The 16,629-nt window shown below is 59.2% G+C and carries 15 protein-coding genes, 4 tRNA genes and 1 pseudogene; 5 read left to right on the top strand and 15 right to left on the bottom strand.

Annotated elements, in window-relative coordinates:
* Window positions 1-3: 3 nt before the first annotated feature.
* From KW846_RS13210 to KW846_RS13200, 3 genes are all read right to left on the bottom strand, one after another.
* Window positions 4-1,332 (bottom strand): AAA family ATPase, encoded by a 1,329-nt coding sequence (locus KW846_RS13210; protein ID WP_218482666.1) that lies wholly within the window; start codon window positions 1,330-1,332, stop codon window positions 4-6.
* A gap of 2 nt (window positions 1,333-1,334) precedes the next feature.
* Window positions 1,335-1,859, bottom strand: coding sequence for a prepilin peptidase (locus KW846_RS13205; protein WP_218482664.1), 525 nt, complete (start codon window positions 1,857-1,859; stop codon window positions 1,335-1,337).
* Between the two features lie 196 nt (window positions 1,860-2,055).
* On the bottom strand, window positions 2,056-2,250 hold the full coding sequence (locus KW846_RS13200; protein WP_218482662.1) for a Flp family type IVb pilin: 195 nt from the start codon (window positions 2,248-2,250) through the stop codon (window positions 2,056-2,058).
* Between the two features lie 406 nt (window positions 2,251-2,656).
* On the opposite strand from KW846_RS13200, the gene KW846_RS13195 reads away from it, so the two are divergent.
* Window positions 2,657-3,526: a DNA-binding response regulator gene (locus tag KW846_RS13195; RefSeq protein WP_218482660.1), complete on the top strand. Its 870-nt coding sequence runs from the start codon at window positions 2,657-2,659 to the stop codon at window positions 3,524-3,526.
* 58 nt (window positions 3,527-3,584) lie between these two features.
* On the opposite strand, the gene KW846_RS13190 is transcribed toward KW846_RS13195, so the two are convergent.
* From KW846_RS13190 to KW846_RS13175, 4 genes are all read right to left on the bottom strand, one after another.
* Window positions 3,585-3,660, bottom strand: a tRNA-Gly gene (locus KW846_RS13190).
* A 3-nt stretch (window positions 3,661-3,663) separates the two neighbouring features.
* A tRNA-Glu gene (locus tag KW846_RS13185) sits at window positions 3,664-3,739 on the bottom strand.
* Between the two features lie 104 nt (window positions 3,740-3,843).
* Window positions 3,844-3,919 (bottom strand) — tRNA-Gly (locus tag KW846_RS13180).
* A gap of 2 nt (window positions 3,920-3,921) precedes the next feature.
* A tRNA-Glu gene (locus KW846_RS13175) sits at window positions 3,922-3,997 on the bottom strand.
* Between the two features lie 383 nt (window positions 3,998-4,380).
* Between KW846_RS13175 and KW846_RS13170 the strand changes: the two genes are divergently transcribed.
* Window positions 4,381-5,139: a hypothetical protein gene (locus KW846_RS13170; RefSeq protein WP_218482658.1), complete on the top strand. Its 759-nt coding sequence runs from the start codon at window positions 4,381-4,383 to the stop codon at window positions 5,137-5,139.
* Window positions 5,140-5,293: 154 nt separating this feature from the next.
* Here the strand turns inward: KW846_RS13170 and KW846_RS30450 are convergent, their stop codons facing one another.
* The 4 genes and pseudogenes from KW846_RS30450 to KW846_RS13155 form a co-directional block, all read right to left on the bottom strand.
* Window positions 5,294-6,157, bottom strand: a complete 864-nt coding sequence (locus KW846_RS30450; protein ID WP_371321749.1) for a methyl-accepting chemotaxis protein — start codon at window positions 6,155-6,157, stop codon at window positions 5,294-5,296.
* Window positions 6,155-6,352, bottom strand: a pseudogene (locus KW846_RS30445) (HAMP domain-containing protein); the annotation flags it as partial. The gene KW846_RS30450 and the pseudogene KW846_RS30445, both read right to left, overlap by 3 nt.
* A 1,014-nt stretch (window positions 6,353-7,366) precedes the next feature.
* Window positions 7,367-8,746 (bottom strand): PLP-dependent aminotransferase family protein, encoded by a 1,380-nt coding sequence (locus KW846_RS13160; protein ID WP_218482654.1) that lies wholly within the window; start codon window positions 8,744-8,746, stop codon window positions 7,367-7,369.
* A gap of 256 nt (window positions 8,747-9,002) precedes the next feature.
* Window positions 9,003-9,764, bottom strand: a complete 762-nt coding sequence (locus KW846_RS13155; RefSeq protein WP_218482652.1) for an SDR family oxidoreductase — start codon at window positions 9,762-9,764, stop codon at window positions 9,003-9,005.
* A gap of 236 nt (window positions 9,765-10,000) precedes the next feature.
* Here KW846_RS13155 and KW846_RS13150 point away from each other — a divergent pair, with 236 nt between their 5' ends.
* Window positions 10,001-11,005 (top strand): NADP-dependent oxidoreductase, encoded by a 1,005-nt coding sequence (locus KW846_RS13150; RefSeq protein ID WP_218482649.1) that lies wholly within the window; start codon window positions 10,001-10,003, stop codon window positions 11,003-11,005.
* Between the two features lie 86 nt (window positions 11,006-11,091).
* On the opposite strand, the gene pyrF is transcribed toward KW846_RS13150, so the two are convergent.
* Complete coding sequence (pyrF, locus tag KW846_RS13145) at window positions 11,092-11,790, bottom strand: orotidine-5'-phosphate decarboxylase (RefSeq protein ID WP_218482647.1); 699 nt, start codon at window positions 11,788-11,790, stop codon at window positions 11,092-11,094.
* A 296-nt stretch (window positions 11,791-12,086) separates the two neighbouring features.
* Between pyrF and KW846_RS13140 the strand changes: the two genes are divergently transcribed.
* Window positions 12,087-12,845: a response regulator gene (locus KW846_RS13140; RefSeq protein WP_218482645.1), complete on the top strand. Its 759-nt coding sequence runs from the start codon at window positions 12,087-12,089 to the stop codon at window positions 12,843-12,845.
* The gene (locus KW846_RS13135) at window positions 12,845-13,894 is read left to right on the top strand and encodes a HAMP domain-containing sensor histidine kinase (protein WP_218482643.1); all 1,050 of its coding nucleotides are present in this window, start codon (window positions 12,845-12,847) and stop codon (window positions 13,892-13,894) included. Before KW846_RS13140 ends, KW846_RS13135 begins: the two co-directional genes overlap by 1 nt.
* A 129-nt stretch (window positions 13,895-14,023) precedes the next feature.
* Here the strand turns inward: KW846_RS13135 and KW846_RS13130 are convergent, their stop codons facing one another.
* The 3 genes from KW846_RS13130 to KW846_RS13120 all read right to left on the bottom strand — a co-directional run bounded on the left by KW846_RS13130 (window position 14,024) and on the right by KW846_RS13120 (window position 16,623).
* On the bottom strand, window positions 14,024-15,079 hold the full coding sequence (locus KW846_RS13130) for an AI-2E family transporter (protein ID WP_218482641.1): 1,056 nt from the start codon (window positions 15,077-15,079) through the stop codon (window positions 14,024-14,026).
* A gap of 69 nt (window positions 15,080-15,148) precedes the next feature.
* Window positions 15,149-15,955 carry a DUF4892 domain-containing protein gene (locus KW846_RS13125; RefSeq protein WP_218482638.1) on the bottom strand — a complete coding sequence of 269 codons (807 nt, stop codon included), beginning with the start codon at window positions 15,953-15,955 and terminating at the stop codon, window positions 15,149-15,151.
* Between the two features lie 8 nt (window positions 15,956-15,963).
* The gene (locus KW846_RS13120) at window positions 15,964-16,623 is read right to left on the bottom strand and encodes a glutathione S-transferase family protein (RefSeq protein WP_218482636.1); all 660 of its coding nucleotides are present in this window, start codon (window positions 16,621-16,623) and stop codon (window positions 15,964-15,966) included.
* Between the last annotated feature and the right edge of the window lie 6 nt (window positions 16,624-16,629).

Genomic DNA, 16,629 nt, shown 5'->3' with positions numbered 1-16,629 from the left:
GCATCAAAGAAAGTCGAGCTGGACGAAGTAGTTGTGCCAGGCCCATTCCAACTCTTTCGGTGACAGTGGTCCGGAACCGCCCATGTAACGCTGGCGATCGAGTGCCATGTTCAGGAGATCGCGGGGATGGCAAGGCACCAGGGGCATGCCTTCACTTGCATAAAGCCTTTGCAGCACATAACGCACCAGCAGCGGGTCATAGGAAATGCCCAGTCGCTCGCTTTCCTGACGCCAGATCTTTTCGTACTGCTCGGGCTTCAGGTAACCGAACTGCAGCTTGTAGCCAATCCGGCGAAGGAAGGCCTCATCGGCCAGCTCCAGGGGATTGAGGTTGGTGGAAAACACCAGAATCAGATCGAATGGCAGCTCGCAATGCCGACCGCCGCCCAGGTTGAGAAAGTCACGCTTTTCCTCCATCGGGACGATCCAGCGATTCAACAGTTCGGCGGGGGCCATGCGCTGACGCCCCATGTCGTCGATGATGAACAGGCCATTGCTGGCCTTGAGCTGCAAGGCGGCCTGGTATTGACGGGTGAAGGGGTCATAGCGAACGTCCAGCTGTTCCATGCTCAACTCACCGCCCGTGATGACGATCGGGCGTTTGCAGCACAGCAGTCGACGGTCGATGCCTTCGTTGAGCATCAGACTGTTCTGTTGAGCGTTATCATCGAGCCGCTGATGCACCTGCGGGTCATAGATCTCGATCACCGACTCGTTGATGACAATGGCATGGGGGACCCAGATGGCCTCGGCAAACAGACGGATCAGCCGACTGCTGATATAAGTCTTGCCAGTACCCGCGGGGCCATAAATCATGATTGCGCGCCCGGAGTTCATCGCCACACCCAACTGATCAAGCATCTCTTCCGTGAGCACAACGCCAGCAAGGGCATTGCGCATATCGTTGGCGTTGATGCGACCATGGTGAATGGTCTGTAGCTTGATCAGGGACCGGTAGGTACTCACCGGGAACGGTGCTGCGCCTATATAACCGCTACGCAACAAGGCATCGCGGGCGGCACTGCGTCCGCGTTCGGTCAGGCCATAACGCAGCGACTGCCCTCCCGTTTGACTCACCTGGCCCAGCACTTCGACACGGCCATCCTTGCGCAGAAACGCTAGGACCTCTTCAAGTACCGCGCCGGTCAGTGCCAGGCGCTCCACCAGCCGCGTCATGTCCAGTACGCCAGCATCAAACAAATGCTTGCACACCAACTCGCCGAGAAAACTGTCGGTCAGACCGGTTTCGCGGATTGTGCACGGCTGAGGAGCCAACCGTTGCACTGCAGCCCGATCGCTGGGGTAGGCATCACTATCGACGATGACGTGCATGTCTAACCTCCCAATCCACCGGCAACTTGCCCGTAGACGCTGCTCAAAGTGCCGATCAGTATTGCAATCGAATATGGGAAAGGCTTGCCGGCTACTTCGTCCGAAGTTGGTGCCAGATAAGCCTGCGCCCTTAGAATCAGCCAATAGCGTCCCAGGGTCTGACACAATTGACCGCGAACCAGCACGATCAATAAACCGCATACGCCGCCGGCTATCAGGCTAAACATTACAGCCCACAATGCGTATTGGAACGGTAGAAAACTGCCGACCATTGCCATCAACTTGACGTCACCGGCAGCCATGCCACCTAAGGCGTACATCGGCAGAAACAGCGCAAAACAGATCAGGATGCCTAGCAGGCTGTCACCCAATCCGCTGACACCACCTGAATACATTTGGCTGATTAATCCTAAAGCGAGACCCAACAGGACAAGCATGTTGGGGATACGGTGGCGAAGCAGATCGCTCACCACCGCCACGCCCAAAAGTCCTATCAGTAAAACCATCGATACCAGCTCCGTGGACATGGCATATCTCCCTTCAGGTATTAATCGTTAGCACGCAACGTTGCAATTGGCGGTTTTGAACAGCGCAGTGATTTGCGCGTTCTACGCAAATTTTTAGGGACATCGAGAAGCTCATGAGGAAAGTTGCCGGCGCCCTATCAAAAATAGCGACAGCCGGCTGCCCCATGGAAATCTACGTGTCACGCAGTGGGAACTATTAACATTTGGTTTTGTCATTAAGCGCGGTGCAGAGCGTCTGCATTTTGGTCTCAACTGCTGTTCCAAGGGTCGAGAAAATTCCGACTACAAGCGCTGTTACCAACCCACCAGCCACCGCATACTCCACAATGGTCAGGCCATCTTCGTCTTTGACGAACTTCACTACCGAAGCCTTGATTGTTTGCATGATCATTTTGCCCACCTCACTCGAATGTTGTTTTTTCTGAGGCAGTACTTTCTGCGCTGCCTGAGTGCAACCCTAGTCAGGAGCAAGGCATGGGCGTTAGGAAGATTTTGCACATCGCTAGGACTTTTTTGCGGGGCGGCCAATACGGAGCATTGGCCGTTGCAGCAGTCACGGGAGGGGTAATCAAGGCATTGAAACGCAAAGGCAATTGCCATTGATTCACAAGCGACAGGCGGTTAAACCCGGTTTTTTCGACGACACACGAGCAAATAATCGCCCGGAGCTGCCTTCCAGTTAACCCATAGAGCGAATAGAACTAAAAAACACATTTTCTATCGAGATTAAATCTGCAAATTGATGGCACATTGGCAATACTGGCGATGAGAGTCACTAGAACCACCAGAGTAGAGACATGACGTCCAATTTGACCAGAAGGCCATCGCTCCTATGGTTCGATCTGACTCATGATCGGTCCACGAAAGAACTCGTCACGCAGTTCGAGGATGCCTGCGACTGCAAACTGGCAAAAAATTCCGTGTTGCCCATCAGGGAACAGGCAGACATGATCTGCATCCATTTTGATCGCCCCGACACTCCAGGTTTGAAGCTATTGCTGGAGATCAAACGCACCACCCCTACCATCCCGATCACCATGTTCACCGTGCAGCACTCGGAGGAACTGGCGGTATGGGCCATGCGCTCCAGCGTCTGGGAATACATGGTGCTCCCGTTCTCGACCACCGAGAAGAAGCGTTACCTGACGGCGGTGGTTCAGCTCTGCGAGCTGCGCCGAAATGCAAACGGCCAGGACAAGTCATCGCAGATCGAACACTCCCCGACCCTGCCAGACAGCATCCGGCTGACTTCAGGCCACCAAAAACACCAGGCACTGAACAGCGTCATGCTGTACATCGAACAGCACTTTCGAGACAGCATCGATCAGAGGGACCTGGCGCAGCGCTGCGGCATGACGACATTTCGCTTCAGCCGCCTGTTCAAGGAAGCCAATGGACTTGGCTTCACGGATTACATCCTGGACAAGCGCATGAACTTCGCCAAAGAACTGCTCGACAACAGCCAGATGCCGATTACCAGCATCGGCTATGAGGCCGGCTTCAAGGATCCTTCCTACTTCGCTCGCGCCTTCAAGCAGTTCGCAAACTGCACCCCCAGCGAATACCGCCTGGCACGCCAACTCAGAGCGACTGCAACTGTGCAACGGGTACAGGATGAAGCAACCACTGACGCGCTCGAAAGCCTGGTACAGAGCCTCAGCAGTTGATCCGGTTTTTTACGCGCAAACAAAAACGCCGCTCATTGAGCGGCGTTTTCGTTAAATATGGAGCGGGAAACGAGACTCGAACTCGCGACCCCGACCTTGGCAAGGTCGTGCTCTACCAACTGAGCTATTCCCGCAAATGGCGTCCCCTAGGGGACTCGAACCCCTGTTACCGCCGTGAAAGGGCGGTGTCCTAGGCCACTAGACGAAGGGGACACGCTGCCCGGAACACATGGTGTGTGTTTCGGTGCCCAGATCCGCATCCGAAGACTTGGTTCTGGTTTCACTCAGCCCTGCCCGAAAGCAACGCTGTTTAAAATTGGAGCGGGAAACGAGACTCGAACTCGCGACCCCGACCTTGGCAAGGTCGTGCTCTACCAACTGAGCTATTCCCGCATTGGCGTCCCCTAGGGGACTCGAACCCCTGTTACCGCCGTGAAAGGGCGGTGTCCTAGGCCACTAGACGAAGGGGACACACTACAACATTCACTCCCTGCTTCGTTTCGCTGTGTGCTTTACGCTGCAAGTGGCGCGCATTCTATGGATGGATTGAGAGGTCGTCAACCCCCTGATATAAATTTATTTAAATCAATGACTTCGCCCTGCTTTTGGACGCCTTTGCGGTTTTTCCGCTGCCCGGTGTTTGACGCCTATATTCTGGCACCCGCCAAGACGTTATAGTCCTCCAGTGATGGCAATCTGTATATCGCGTGCCACCATTTATAGAAGCGAGGCTGCGGCCGATATAGGCGCAGGCATGTCCGATCCAACCCGTCATACGGGTCTAGGCGCTCAAATGCCAAGCCACTAGACTCGCATGCGTACCCTAAAAAGAGGTCTTACCGGTGACGCCACTCATGATCACCCTGCTAGTTGTAGCCGGGATCGCCCTGTTGATCGCCATTGGCTACATGAACCATGTGGTGGAAAACAACAAGCTGGAAAAGGCCCGTACCAAGATTGAACTCAATGATCGCCTGCGTCGCTGCGGAGAAATCACCGAGACTTTCCCCGGCCAGTTGATGACCCCGGCACTCAAGCTGTTGTTGACCCGCCTGGAACTGAACGTCTGCCAGCGCCTGCTCAACCTGGAAAAATCCAGTGCCAACCTCAAGGCACGGATCGCCGAACTGGAGGCCCTTGTCGGCCAGGGTGAATCGATCCCGGTCAACAATCCGCCGGCACCGATCCAGACCGAAGCCAAGGCCAAGGATGTACGTTTCCTGCTCGAAGCCCTGCACGGGCAAATCACCCGCGCGGCACAGGACGGCTTCCTGCCCCCCAGCGAAGCCAAGCGCTGGATTCGTGAAGTGCGCCACATCCTGGTGCTGCTGCACATCGAGTTCTTCAACAACCTCGGTCAGCACTCCCTGCAACAGAACCAGCCCGGGCAGGCTCGCCTGGCATTCGAGCGCGGCGTGCAATACCTGCGCAAGCAACAGGAACCACAGGTCTACGCCGAGCAACTGGAATACCTGGAAAAACTCCTGGCCCGCGCCAATGACCAGGTCATGGATCGCATTGCGCCGGTCGAAGGCGAGGTCAACCAATTGACCGAAGGCCTCAAGGACGTCGAAGCTGACGCGGACTGGAAAAAGAAAGTGATCTACGACTGATCGGCGAAAACAGAAAAGCCACCGCAAGGTGGCTTTTTTTGTTCTTCTGTAGGAGCAGCCGGTCGACGCTCGATTGCTCGCGATGGACTCCAGAACACCGCGCTCACCCAGTCAACGCGCGTTGTCTTTGCGGCCATCGCGAGCAAGCTCGCTCCTACAGCCTGAAATGCCCCACCATCCCCTTCAGCTCAACCCCCAGTTGCGCCAACTCGATGCTGGAGGCGGCATTGCCCTGCATCGCCAGCGATGATTGATCGGCACTGGCGCGAATACTGGTGACACTGCGGTTGATCTCTTCAGCCACCGAGCTCTGTTCCTCGGCCGCCGCTGCGATCTGCTGGTTCATCTGCTGGATCAGCGATACCGCTGCCGCAATACTTCCCAGTGCGCTCTCGGTCTGCAAGGCATCGCTGACCGCCAGCTTCACCAACTCGCCACTGCTCTGGATCTGCTGCACCGACGACTGCGCCGCCGAGCGCAAAGCGCTGACCAGGCGTTCGATTTCCTCGGTCGATTGCTGGGTTCGCCTTGCCAGCGCACGCACTTCATCGGCCACCACCGCAAAGCCCCTGCCCTGCTCACCCGCCCGGGCCGCCTCGATCGCCGCGTTCAATGCCAGCAGGTTAGTCTGCTCGGCCACGCTTTTGATCACACTCAAGACCGTGCCGATGTTCTGGATTTCCGCACTCAGGCTTTCAATGCTCGAACTGGCCGAGTTGGCCGAATCCGCCAACTGCTCGATCCGCGCCATGCTCTGGCGCACCACTTGCTGACCACTTTCAACCTTGCCGTCAGCCGTTTGCGCCGCCAGGGCTGCTTCCTCTGCGTTGCGCGCGACATCATGCACCGTGGCCGTCATCTGATTCATCGCAGTGGCGACCTGCTCGGTTTCCTCTTTCTGCGTACTGACTTCGAGATTGGTCTGTTCAGTCACTGCCGACAGCGATTGGGCGGAAGTGGCCAACTGTTCGATACCCGACTGCAAGCCGCTGACGATATGGCTGAGCCCCGCGCCCATTTGTTGCATGGCCTGCATCAACTGGCCAATTTCGTCACGGCGGGTCACGTCTATGGTCGCACTCAAATCCCCTGAAGCAATCTGCTGCGCCACCTGGATCACACTGCGCAGCGGCGCCACGATCAACCGGGTGATGAACCAAGCAGCAACCAGCCCGACCAGCAACGCCAGAGCGGAGGAGCCAAGGATCAGCATCGAGTTCTTTTTCAGTTCGGCCTGCATCGCCTGGTCTTCAGCGACATAAGCCTGATCCACCCGTTCAACCACTTGGGCTGCGCGTTGGTGCAACTGTTGATAAACGGTTTTTTCCTGTTCCAGCAGGCCGGTGTACTCGGCGAGCTTGTCACTGAAACCGGCGATATGACCCGTCACCTCATTGAGGACAGTCTGGTAACCCTCGTCCTTGACCGTGGTCTTGAGCTGCTCGGCCTGGACCAATGCCTGGCTGGCCTGTTCGATCTTGCCCTGCCCGGCGCTATCGTCGCCTTTGCGGCTTTGATCCAGGCGCATGCGCGCTTCATTCATGGCTTGCAGCATCAAGCGTGAAACCTGACTGACCTGACCGGCCTGCTCGATGAACTGCGCACCGTCCTTGCCTTCGGAATCTTTCAGCGTATAAGCGCCGTCATCGGCGAGCCCGGATTGCAATACATCAAGATTATTGGCCACGCTGGACACCGACCAACTGGCCATTTCCAGCGCCAGGTCCTTGGCCTGGGTGAGCGAGACAAACTCGTCGAAGGCCTTGCGATAGGCACCCAAAGACTGTTCGACATCATTCATCACCGGTACATTGGCCGCAGACTCGGCCTTGAGCTGGCCGGCCAGAGCGATCAAGCCATTGACGCCCTCGTGCAAGGCATCGACGGTTTTCGGATTGCCGTGCAAGGCATATTCCTGCTCCAGCAGCCGTACTTTGAGCAAACCGCTGTTGAGCGATGACATTTGCTTGAGCCCGTCGAAGCGCTGGCTGATGGTTTGCAAGGACCACACGCCAATGCCCGCCACCAGCGCAGTCAACAACAGCACCAGGACAAACCCGATACCCAGTTTTTTCGCCATACCGAGGTTGGCAAAACGTCCTTGCACGGCCGAATTCATTGCACTTAGTCCCCTGCCAAAGTCTGTAGACGCAGATTCGCAACGGGCCAGTGGCAACACAAGGCTCTGGCGCCGGAATAATGGCCAAAAGCTACGCCAACGTCGCTTTCAGAACGCTTGAGGTCGATCCCGAGCAGTGGCTTGAAAGAACGCACGGGCACGCGGGTCGCAGGCATAGGCCACATTGATACGCTGCCAGTCACTGGCCCCACCCGAGGAATTGAAGGCCGTCTTCGATGACAACACCACACCCAGACGCCGTGCCCGGGCCAGCACCTGATCGTAGTCGGACATTCGTGATCGCGCCCAGATAAACAGGCCTCCCGCCGGTTTGCCGAAGACTTCCCATTCGGCATCCTCGAGCATTTGCAACACCGCCAGCCGGTCGTTGTTCAAGCGTTGGCGCTGACGTTGCACCAGTTTGCCGTAGGCACCGTTCGCCAACAGGCACGTCAGCACCGACTCGCAAAATCGTGAGGCGCCTATGCCAGAGATCATTTTGACCTCGGCCAGACGCGTAATGAGTGCGCAATCGGCCACCACGAAACCGACCCGCAAGGAACTGCTGAGGGTCTTGGAATAGCTGCCCACGTAGATCACGTTGTTGTCCAGCGCAGCCAGTCGCGTACCGCAACCGCTGCGCAAATCCGCATAGACGTCGTCCTCGATCACCTGCACGCCAAAGGCCCTGGTCAGTTGCAGCACGCGACGCGCCACCCCGGGTGAAAGGTTGCTGCCGGTCGGGTTGTGAAAGAAGCTATTGATGAGCAATCCTTGAGGCCGGTGCTTGGCCAGCACCGACTCGAGCACGTCCACGTCCGGCCCGCGCGGTGTTCGCGGCACCTCGACCATGTGGATGCCGTGCAGCCTGAGCAGATCGAACAGCAGCGGATAACCGGGACTCTCCACGACCACACAATCACCGGCCTTGAACAGTGCCCGCACAATCAGGTCGAGCCCCTGGCTGGCACCCGCCGTGGTCATGATCCGGTTGTCCTGTACCGGGATGTCCAGTTGCCTGAGGCGCTTGAGTATCTGTTGCCGCAAGGCTGGCAAACCCAGCGGCGTGCTGTAGTTGAACAGACTGGCCGTATCGGTACGACTGACTTGCCGGATCGCGTAGATCAGATCGTCGGTCTCGCGCCAGCTTTCAGGCAACCCGCCACAGCCCAGCCTCAACTCACCCGACCACGGCCCGTATTCGGGTTCGGCCCCCTCAAACCACGCAGGCTCGTGCCTTGCGTTCGTGACCGTGTCGGCAACTGTATAGCCGGACCCATGACCTGACACCAGCATCCCCTGCGTCACCAGGCGTTCACAGGCCTGAGTGACACTTGACTGACTGAGCAAATTGATCCGCGCAATCTGTCGCACCGAAGGCAGGCGCGTACCGGGCGATACCCCACTGGAATAAAGCCAGCCGGTCAGTGCGTCAACAATTTGCTGTACGACGGGCACCAGCGCCTGTCGGTCGATTCTCAACTCCATGAGCAAGCAAACTCCTGTTGATTTTGCGGGAAGCAGTTAATCACAGGAGGGTTCGAAGGCATGTGCGACAACGCCGCCAAAACCATTCGATCTAATTATTTGAAACACATTGCCCGGCCCGAAACCAAAAAACTGTGGGAGCGAGCCTGCTCGCGAAAGCGGTGTGTCAGCCGATATTAATTTCGACTGATACGCCCTCTTCGCGAGCAGGCTCGCTCCCACAGGTTCCGCATGTATTCAGTATCGGTGCGTCGTTTTAAAACGCGGTAACGCCACCGTCCACGGCCAATGAGTGCCCTGTGGTGAAGGCCGCGCCATCGCTGCACAGATACAGTACCGCGCTGGCGATTTCCTCGACCTTGCCGATGCGACCGACCGGATGCATGGCGTTGGCGAACTCGGCTTTTTTCGGATCGGCTTCATAAGCGCGACGGAACATATCCGTGTCGATCACCGCAGGGCACACGGCGTTGACCCGGATCTTTTTCTTGGCGTACTCAATGGCCGCCGATTTGGTCAGGCCGATCACTGCATGCTTGGAGGCTGCGTAGATGCTCATTTTCGGAGCAGCCCCCAGGCCCGCCACCGAAGCCGTATTGACGATCGCGCCGCCCCCTTGCGCCAGCAGCAATGGCAACTGGTACTTCATGCACAGCCAGACGCCTTTGACGTTGACGCCCATGATCGCGTCGAACTCGTCGAGCGAACCGTCGGCCAGCTTGCCTTTCTCGATTTCGATACCGGCATTGTTGAAGGCATAGTCGAGGCGGCCGTAAGTATTGATCACCTCCTCCATCAGATTTTTCACATCGTTTTCCAGGGTGACGTTGCAGCGCACGAAGGTCGCCTCGCCACCGGCCGCACGAATCAGCGCCACCGTGCCCTCGCCGCCCGCCGTGTCCATATCGGCGACTACGACCTTTAGACCCTCGGCGGCAAATGCCTGGGCGGTCGAGCGGCCAATACCGGCCGCCCCGCCTGTCACCACAACCACCTGGCCGGAAAACGTCATGCTCATTGTTATGTCCTCGAAGAGAAGTAAGCGGGGAATCGCGCAGGACCAGTCTAGCCATGGAGGTGCTGAACGCGGCAGCACTATCAGGACTCCGGTTGGGCGCCCATGAGTTGCAGTGATGGAACTGCCGTACCAACTATCACTGCACTGGATCAACCTGCATTCGCCACATCAGCCGAACTTGCGGCATCGGCGCTGACCGGCTATCAACAAAGCTTCATTCATCTTGAGTGCCTGTCATGACCTCCCAGACCAATCGCCAATTCCTGCTCGCCAAACGTCCGGTTGGCGCGGCGACCCGCGAGACATTCACCTACCAGGAAGTACCGGTCGGCGAGCCGGCGGCGGGCCAGATCCTGGTCGAAAACCTATACCTGTCCCTGGACCCGGCCATGCGTGGCTGGATGAACGAGGGCAAGTCCTACATCCCGCCGGTCGGGCTCGGCGAAGTCATGCGCGCCTTGGGTGTGGGCAAAGTCATCGCGTCGAACAATCCGGGATTCGCGGTTGGGGAGTACGTTAACGGCGCCCTCGGGGTGCAGGACTTTTTCCTCGGCGAGCCGCGAGGTTTCTACAAGGTTGACCCGAAACTGGCACCGCTGCCACGTTACCTGTCAGCACTGGGCATGACCGGGATGACGGCGTACTTCGCCCTGCTCGACGTCGGCGCGCCGAAGGCCGGTGACACCGTGGTGCTGTCGGGCGCGGCGGGCGCCGTGGGCAGCATTGCCGGGCAGATCGCCAAGATCAAAGGCTGCCGGGTAGTTGGTATCGCCGGCGGCGCGGACAAGTGCAAGTTCCTGATCGATGAACTGGGTTTCGACGGTGCTATCGACTACAAGAGCGAAGACGTCCTCGCCGGCCTCAAGCGCGAGTGCCCGAAAGGTGTCGACGTGTATTTCGATAATGTGGGTGGCGACATTCTCGACGCGGTGTTGAGCCGCCTGAACATGAAGGCGCGAGTGGTGATTTGCGGCGCCATCAGCCAGTACAACAACAAGGAAGCGGTCAAGGGGCCGGCCAATTACCTGTCGCTACTGGTCAACCGCGCACGCATGGAAGGTTTTGTGGTGATGGACTACGCCGCCCAATACGCCAGCGCCGCCCAGGAAATGGCCGGCTGGATGGCCAAGGGGCAGCTCAAGAGCAAGGAAGACATCGTCGAAGGACTGGAGACGTTTCCGGAGACGCTGATGAAATTGTTCAACGGCGAGAATTTCGGGAAGCTGGTGCTGAAAGTTTAAAAGCGATAGATCAAAAGATCGCAGGCTGCGCCAGCTCCTACAGGAAAACGCGATCCCATGCAGGAGCTGCCAAAGGCTGCGATCTTTTAAGCGAGTTCAGCCACTACGTCGGCCAACGCCTTCGCCGGATCCGCCGCTTGGCTGATCGGACGGCCGATCACCAGATAGTCGGAACCGGCATCCAGTGCCTGACGAGGCGTCAGGATGCGACGCTGATCATCCTGGGCACTGCCCGCCGGACGAATCCCCGGGGTCACCAGTTGCAGCGACGGATGCGCCGATTTCAGCGCCTGGGCTTCCAGGGCCGAGCACACCAGCCCGTCCATACCGGCTTTTTCCGCTAGGGCGGCAAGGCGCAGAACCTGCTCTTGCGGCTCGATGTCCAGACCGATACCTGCCAGATCCTCACGCTCCATGCTGGTCAACACGGTCACGCCGATCAGCAGTGGTTTGTGGCCGCTACGCTGATCCAGCACTTCACGGCACGCGGCCATCATGCGCAGGCCGCCGGAGCAATGCACGTTGACCATCCACACGCCCATTTCCGCAGCGGCCTTGACGGCCATCGCGGTGGTGTTCGGGATGTCGTGGAACTTGAGGTCCAGGAACACTTCGAAACCCTTGTCGCGCAGGGTGCCGACGATTTCCGAAGCGCAGCTGGTGAAGAGTTCCTTACCGACTTTGACCCGGCACAGCTTCGGGTCCAACTGATCGGCCAGCTTCAGTGCGGCGTCACGGGTAGGGAAATCCAGGGCGACGATGATAGGAGTCTGGCAGGCGGACATGAGTGGGCTCTCAGGCAAGTCGAAATCGGCGCGCATTGTAGCGGAACCAGCGCCGCTGCGGGACCCGATGATCGGTAAATCGTCGAGACGGCTCAAGCAAGACTAGCCCCCGAGGCCATTGTGTCGAGTCAGATACACACACGACACGCCCGCAACACCCGGGCCGGCTACCCTCGGCAACCGCAACAGGTCCCTGCAACAGCACTTCCCGCCTCAGGGCCGGACGCCTATGCTGGAACCACAACCTCGCAGCCTATCTTTGTGGTTGGCAGCCTACCTGGCAGATGAATGCACGCATGCACAACACTCAAGCACCCGTGAACGACGACCAAAAGACGCCCGGTGACGACAAACGCTGGAGCATTCGCGCCCTGATCGTCGACGATGACGTGCCGATCCGCGAATTGATGATCGACTACCTGGCCCGGTTCAACATCCACGCCAGCGGCGTCACCGATGGTGCCGCGATGCGCCAGGCGATGCAGGCGGAGCATTTCGACGTGGTGGTACTCGACCTGATGCTGCCAGGCGAAGACGGCCTGTCGCTGTGCCGCTGGCTGCGCGCCGAGTCGGACATCCCGATCCTGATGCTCACCGCCCGCTGCGAACCCACCGACCGGATCATCGGCCTCGAACTCGGCGCCGACGACTACATGGCCAAGCCGTTCGAGCCCCGCGAGCTGGTGGCGCGGATCCAGACCATCCTGCGTCGGGTGCGCGATGACCGCAGTGAACAGCGGGCGAACATTCGTTTCGACAATTGGCGCCTGAACAGCGTGCTGCGGCAACTGATTGCCAACGATGGCCTGGTGGTGCCGCTGTCCAACGCCGAATTCCGCCTGCTCTGGGTGTTTATCGAACGTCCGCGCCGGGTGCTCAGCCGTGAACAACTGCTGGATGCCGCCCGCGGTCGTTCGATTGAAGCCTTTGACCGCAGCATCGACCTGCTGGTGTCGCGCCTGCGCCAGAAACTCGGCGACGATCCCAAGGCACCGCAGTTGATCAAGACCGTTCGTGGCGAGGGTTACCTGTTCGACGCCCGAGACATCGGCTGATGCGCGGGCGCTTCGATACCCTGTTCGGCCGCCTCTTTGGCGTGTTGTTGCTGGCAATTATCCTCGCGCACCTGCTGGCCTTTGCCTGGTTTCACCATTACGGCCCGCCACCGCCGCCGCCTCCACCAGAGTTTTCCGAGGGCCTGGACGGGCCACGCCCGCTACTGGACCCAAACCTCGAGAAGCGGCCACCACGGCCGTGGTTCGGCGGCCCCCTGGTGCCACTGACCTTTCAATTGATATCCCTGATCATTGCCGCCTGGTATGGCGCCAAACTGCTGAGCCGGCCAATCCAGCGCCTGAGCGACGCAGCCGAGCGCTTGAGCGAGAACCTCGACAGCCCGCCGCTGGAAGAGTCGGGGCCACGGGAAGCGCGGCAAGCGGCGCACACCTTCAACAAAATGCAGCGGCGCATCCTTGAACAGGTCAAGCAGCGCTCGCGCATGCTCGGTGCCGTGTCCCACGACCTGCGCACGCCGCTGTCACGGCTCAAGCTGCGGCTGGAAAAAATCGACGACGACAAGCTGCAAGGCCAGATGCGCCAGGACCTCGACGACATGATCAGCATGCTCGACGCCACCCTCACCTATCTGCATGAACAGCGCACCAGCGAAGCCCCACAGTGGATGGACGTGCAGGCGCTGGTGGAGTCCCTGAGTGAAAATGCCCAGGACCAGGGCGCAGACGTGCAGGCCAGCGGTCACTGTGCCCCGCTGCAAGTGCAGCCGATGGCCCTGCGCTCCTGCATCAACAACCTGATGGACAATGCCCTGCGCTATGCCGGGCAGGCGCTGATCACCCTGGAAGACCATCGTGAACACCTGGTGATCCGGGTCATCGACCATGGACCGGGTATCGCCACTGAACAACGTGAAGCCGTGTTCGAACCCTTCTTTCGCCTTGAAGGCTCGCGCAATCGCAACTCCGGCGGCGTTGGCCTGGGCATGACCATTGCCCGCGAGGCGGCGCAACGAATGGGCGGCCAGTTAACCTTGGAAGAGACGCCTGGTGGCGGCCTGACGGCCGTGATTCGCCTGCCGCGTACCTGATACCCCTACAGAGCCCGCCGCGATCGGCCTCGTTGTTTGGTGGTGCACGTGTTCCCCCAGGATTCCGTGAAGAACCCAAAAAAAGCCCACTACCCCTCAGCGGTTCAATGGACTACGGCCCCTGGAACTTCAGGGCAGGCGATCCTCAGCCCGTGCCTGAGTCTTGCTCCAGTCGATCAACAGGCTATAAGCCACCGCCAGCAATGTCGGGCCGATGAACAGGCCGATAAAGCCAAAGGCAATCAACCCGCCAAACACCCCAAGCAGAACAATGACCAGCGGCAGGTTACCGCCACGGCTGATCAGGTACGGCTTAAGCACGTTGTCGACACCGCTGATGACGAATGTGCCCCAGATGCCGAGAAATATGGCCATCCCGTACTCGCCTTTCCAGGCCAGCCATGCGGTCGCCGGAATCCACACCAGCGGCGGCCCCATCGGGATCAGGCTGAGCATGAAAGTCACAATGCCAAGCACCAGCGCACCCGGTACGCCGGCAACCAGGAACCCGATCAGCGCCAGGATCGCCTGGGCCGCGGCTGTGCCGATCACACCGTTCACCACCCGCTGTACCGTGCCTGCCACCAGTTCAATATAGTAGCCGGCCCTTTGACCGATCAGCCGTTCCAGCAATGTGTGCACAAACGCCGCCAGGCGCGGTCCGTCACGATAGAAAAAGAACACGAAGACGATGCTCAGGGTCAGTTCGAGAATACCGCCGCCGATCTGCGCGCTGCGCGCCAGCAACCAGTTACCCATCTGCCCCAGATAAGGCTTGAGCGACACCATCATCGCCGCGCCCTGCTCATCGATGCTGTTCCAGAGTCCGACCAGCCGCTCGCCCACCAGGGGAATCGAACCCAGCCAAACCGGTGCTTCGGGCAACCCCTCGACCTGTGCATCCTTGATGAACGCGGTGGCATCACGCACGTGATCGGCGAGGTTGAAACCCAGCCACACCAGCGGTGCCGCGACCAGCACCATCCAGCCCAGCGTCAGCAATGCCGCCGCCAGAGACTCGCGGCCATTGAGCCAACGGGTCAGCAGGCGCATGAGCGGCCAACTGGCGAATGCCAGGACGGCGCCCCAGAACATCGCCGACCAGAACGGTGCCATCACCCAGAAGCTCGCGCCGAACAGCACGACGAGCAGGATCTGCACCAACAGGCGATCGTTATTGATCATTGAAAATTCCGAAAATATCAGTCAGCAAAAGAGTAGACGAACGCTACGTGCACGCTCGCCCGGTACAGCCTACCGCAACAGCTCGATGTGCAGGCCAGAGCCTTCGGCACTGCCGGCTTCCATCCGCGCGGCACGCACGCCCTGGGTAATCAGTGCCTGACGCCAGGCTTCGGCGTTCGCTCCGGAAATGCTGACCCGCAAGGTGGTGTCCAGATTAAGTCCGCGGGAAATCAGGCGCAGCCAAGTCTCGTCTGGTGCACTGTTCAACGTGGAAAAATCAAGCTCGCCCGTGCTCTTGAGTTCACGCAGCAAAGTCGCGGAGGTCGGCAACAACTCACCCAGCGGTGCCGAAGCGTCGAACTGCTCGACATGCAGGTAGGCCTTGCGATTACCGCGAGTGATGCTGTACAGCGCGACGAGTGTGTTATCCCGCGGCGCGGCAAGTCGCAGCAGCAAATAGGCTTGTTGATCGTCGGCACCGTACAGCTTGGCGTTGCCGAAGACTTCATTGGCCCAGAGGCTGCTTTCGCCGCAATCGCGCGCCTGACACCAAAAGAGCAACCCGGCGTCCTGCTTTTGCAAAGCCTCGCGGGCAGCGGTGAACGCCTCGATGGATGAATGCTCCGCTGGCAACTCGTAGGTCACCGAAGTGACGTTGCCGCGGGCACTGACCTGGCCGTCGAAACGTAACTGGCCACTGATCTTGCGGATCGAGCCCAAGGGGTAGATCCGCTCCAGTTCGACGGTGGGGCGATAGTCGACAATCTGGGCGTCGGCCATGCGCGGCACTATCGGCAGGTCCTGACTGCCCGGAACATCGGCGGCGAACAACAAGGGACTGAAACTGCACAGCACCAGCAAACTGAATGAACGCATGGATAGACTCATCGGATCAGCATGGCCTGGGCGCCCTTGATGACACTGGCTTCATCGGCGCGTTGCGGTACCTGCAGACCACGTTGCACCGCCGGCCGGGCCTCCAGGGTTGCCATCCAGCGTTGCAACGCCGTCAAGCCCTCCACCGGGACGCCCGACCACTCGTAACCACGCACCCACGGAAAGGTGGCGATGTCGGCAATGCTGTATTCGCCGGCAAGGAACTCCACGCCTTGCAAACGCGTGTCGAGCACTTCGTAGAGGCGACGGGTCTCGTGCTGATAGCGGTCGATGGCGCCCTGGAGTTTTTCCGGAAAGTAGCGGAAGAACACGTTGGCCTGCCCCTGCATCGGGCCGATGCCACCCATCTGGAACATCAGCCACTGCAACACCAGCGAACGCCCCTTCGGGTCGCTCGGCATCAGTTTGCCGGTCTGTTCTGCGAGGTAAATCAGGATGGCGCCGGACTCGAACACGGCGAAATCGCCGTTGGCGCGGTCGACAATCGCCGGAATCCGGCCATTGGGGTTGATCTTGAGGAAGTCCGCGGACTTCTGCTCCTTCTTGTCGAAACTCAAGGCATGCACCCTGTAGGGCAGGCCGAGTTCCTCGAGCACGATAGAGACCTTGTGGCCATTCGGGGTCGCAGCGGTGTAGAGATCTATCATGGTTGT

Source organism: Pseudomonas sp. PDM32 (assembly GCF_019219225.1).
GTDB classification, from domain to species: Bacteria; Pseudomonadota; Gammaproteobacteria; order Pseudomonadales; family Pseudomonadaceae; genus Aquipseudomonas; species Aquipseudomonas laurylsulfatiphila.
Note: the sequence above shows the minus strand (reverse complement) of the source record. Positions and strands in the feature narration are given on the sequence as shown.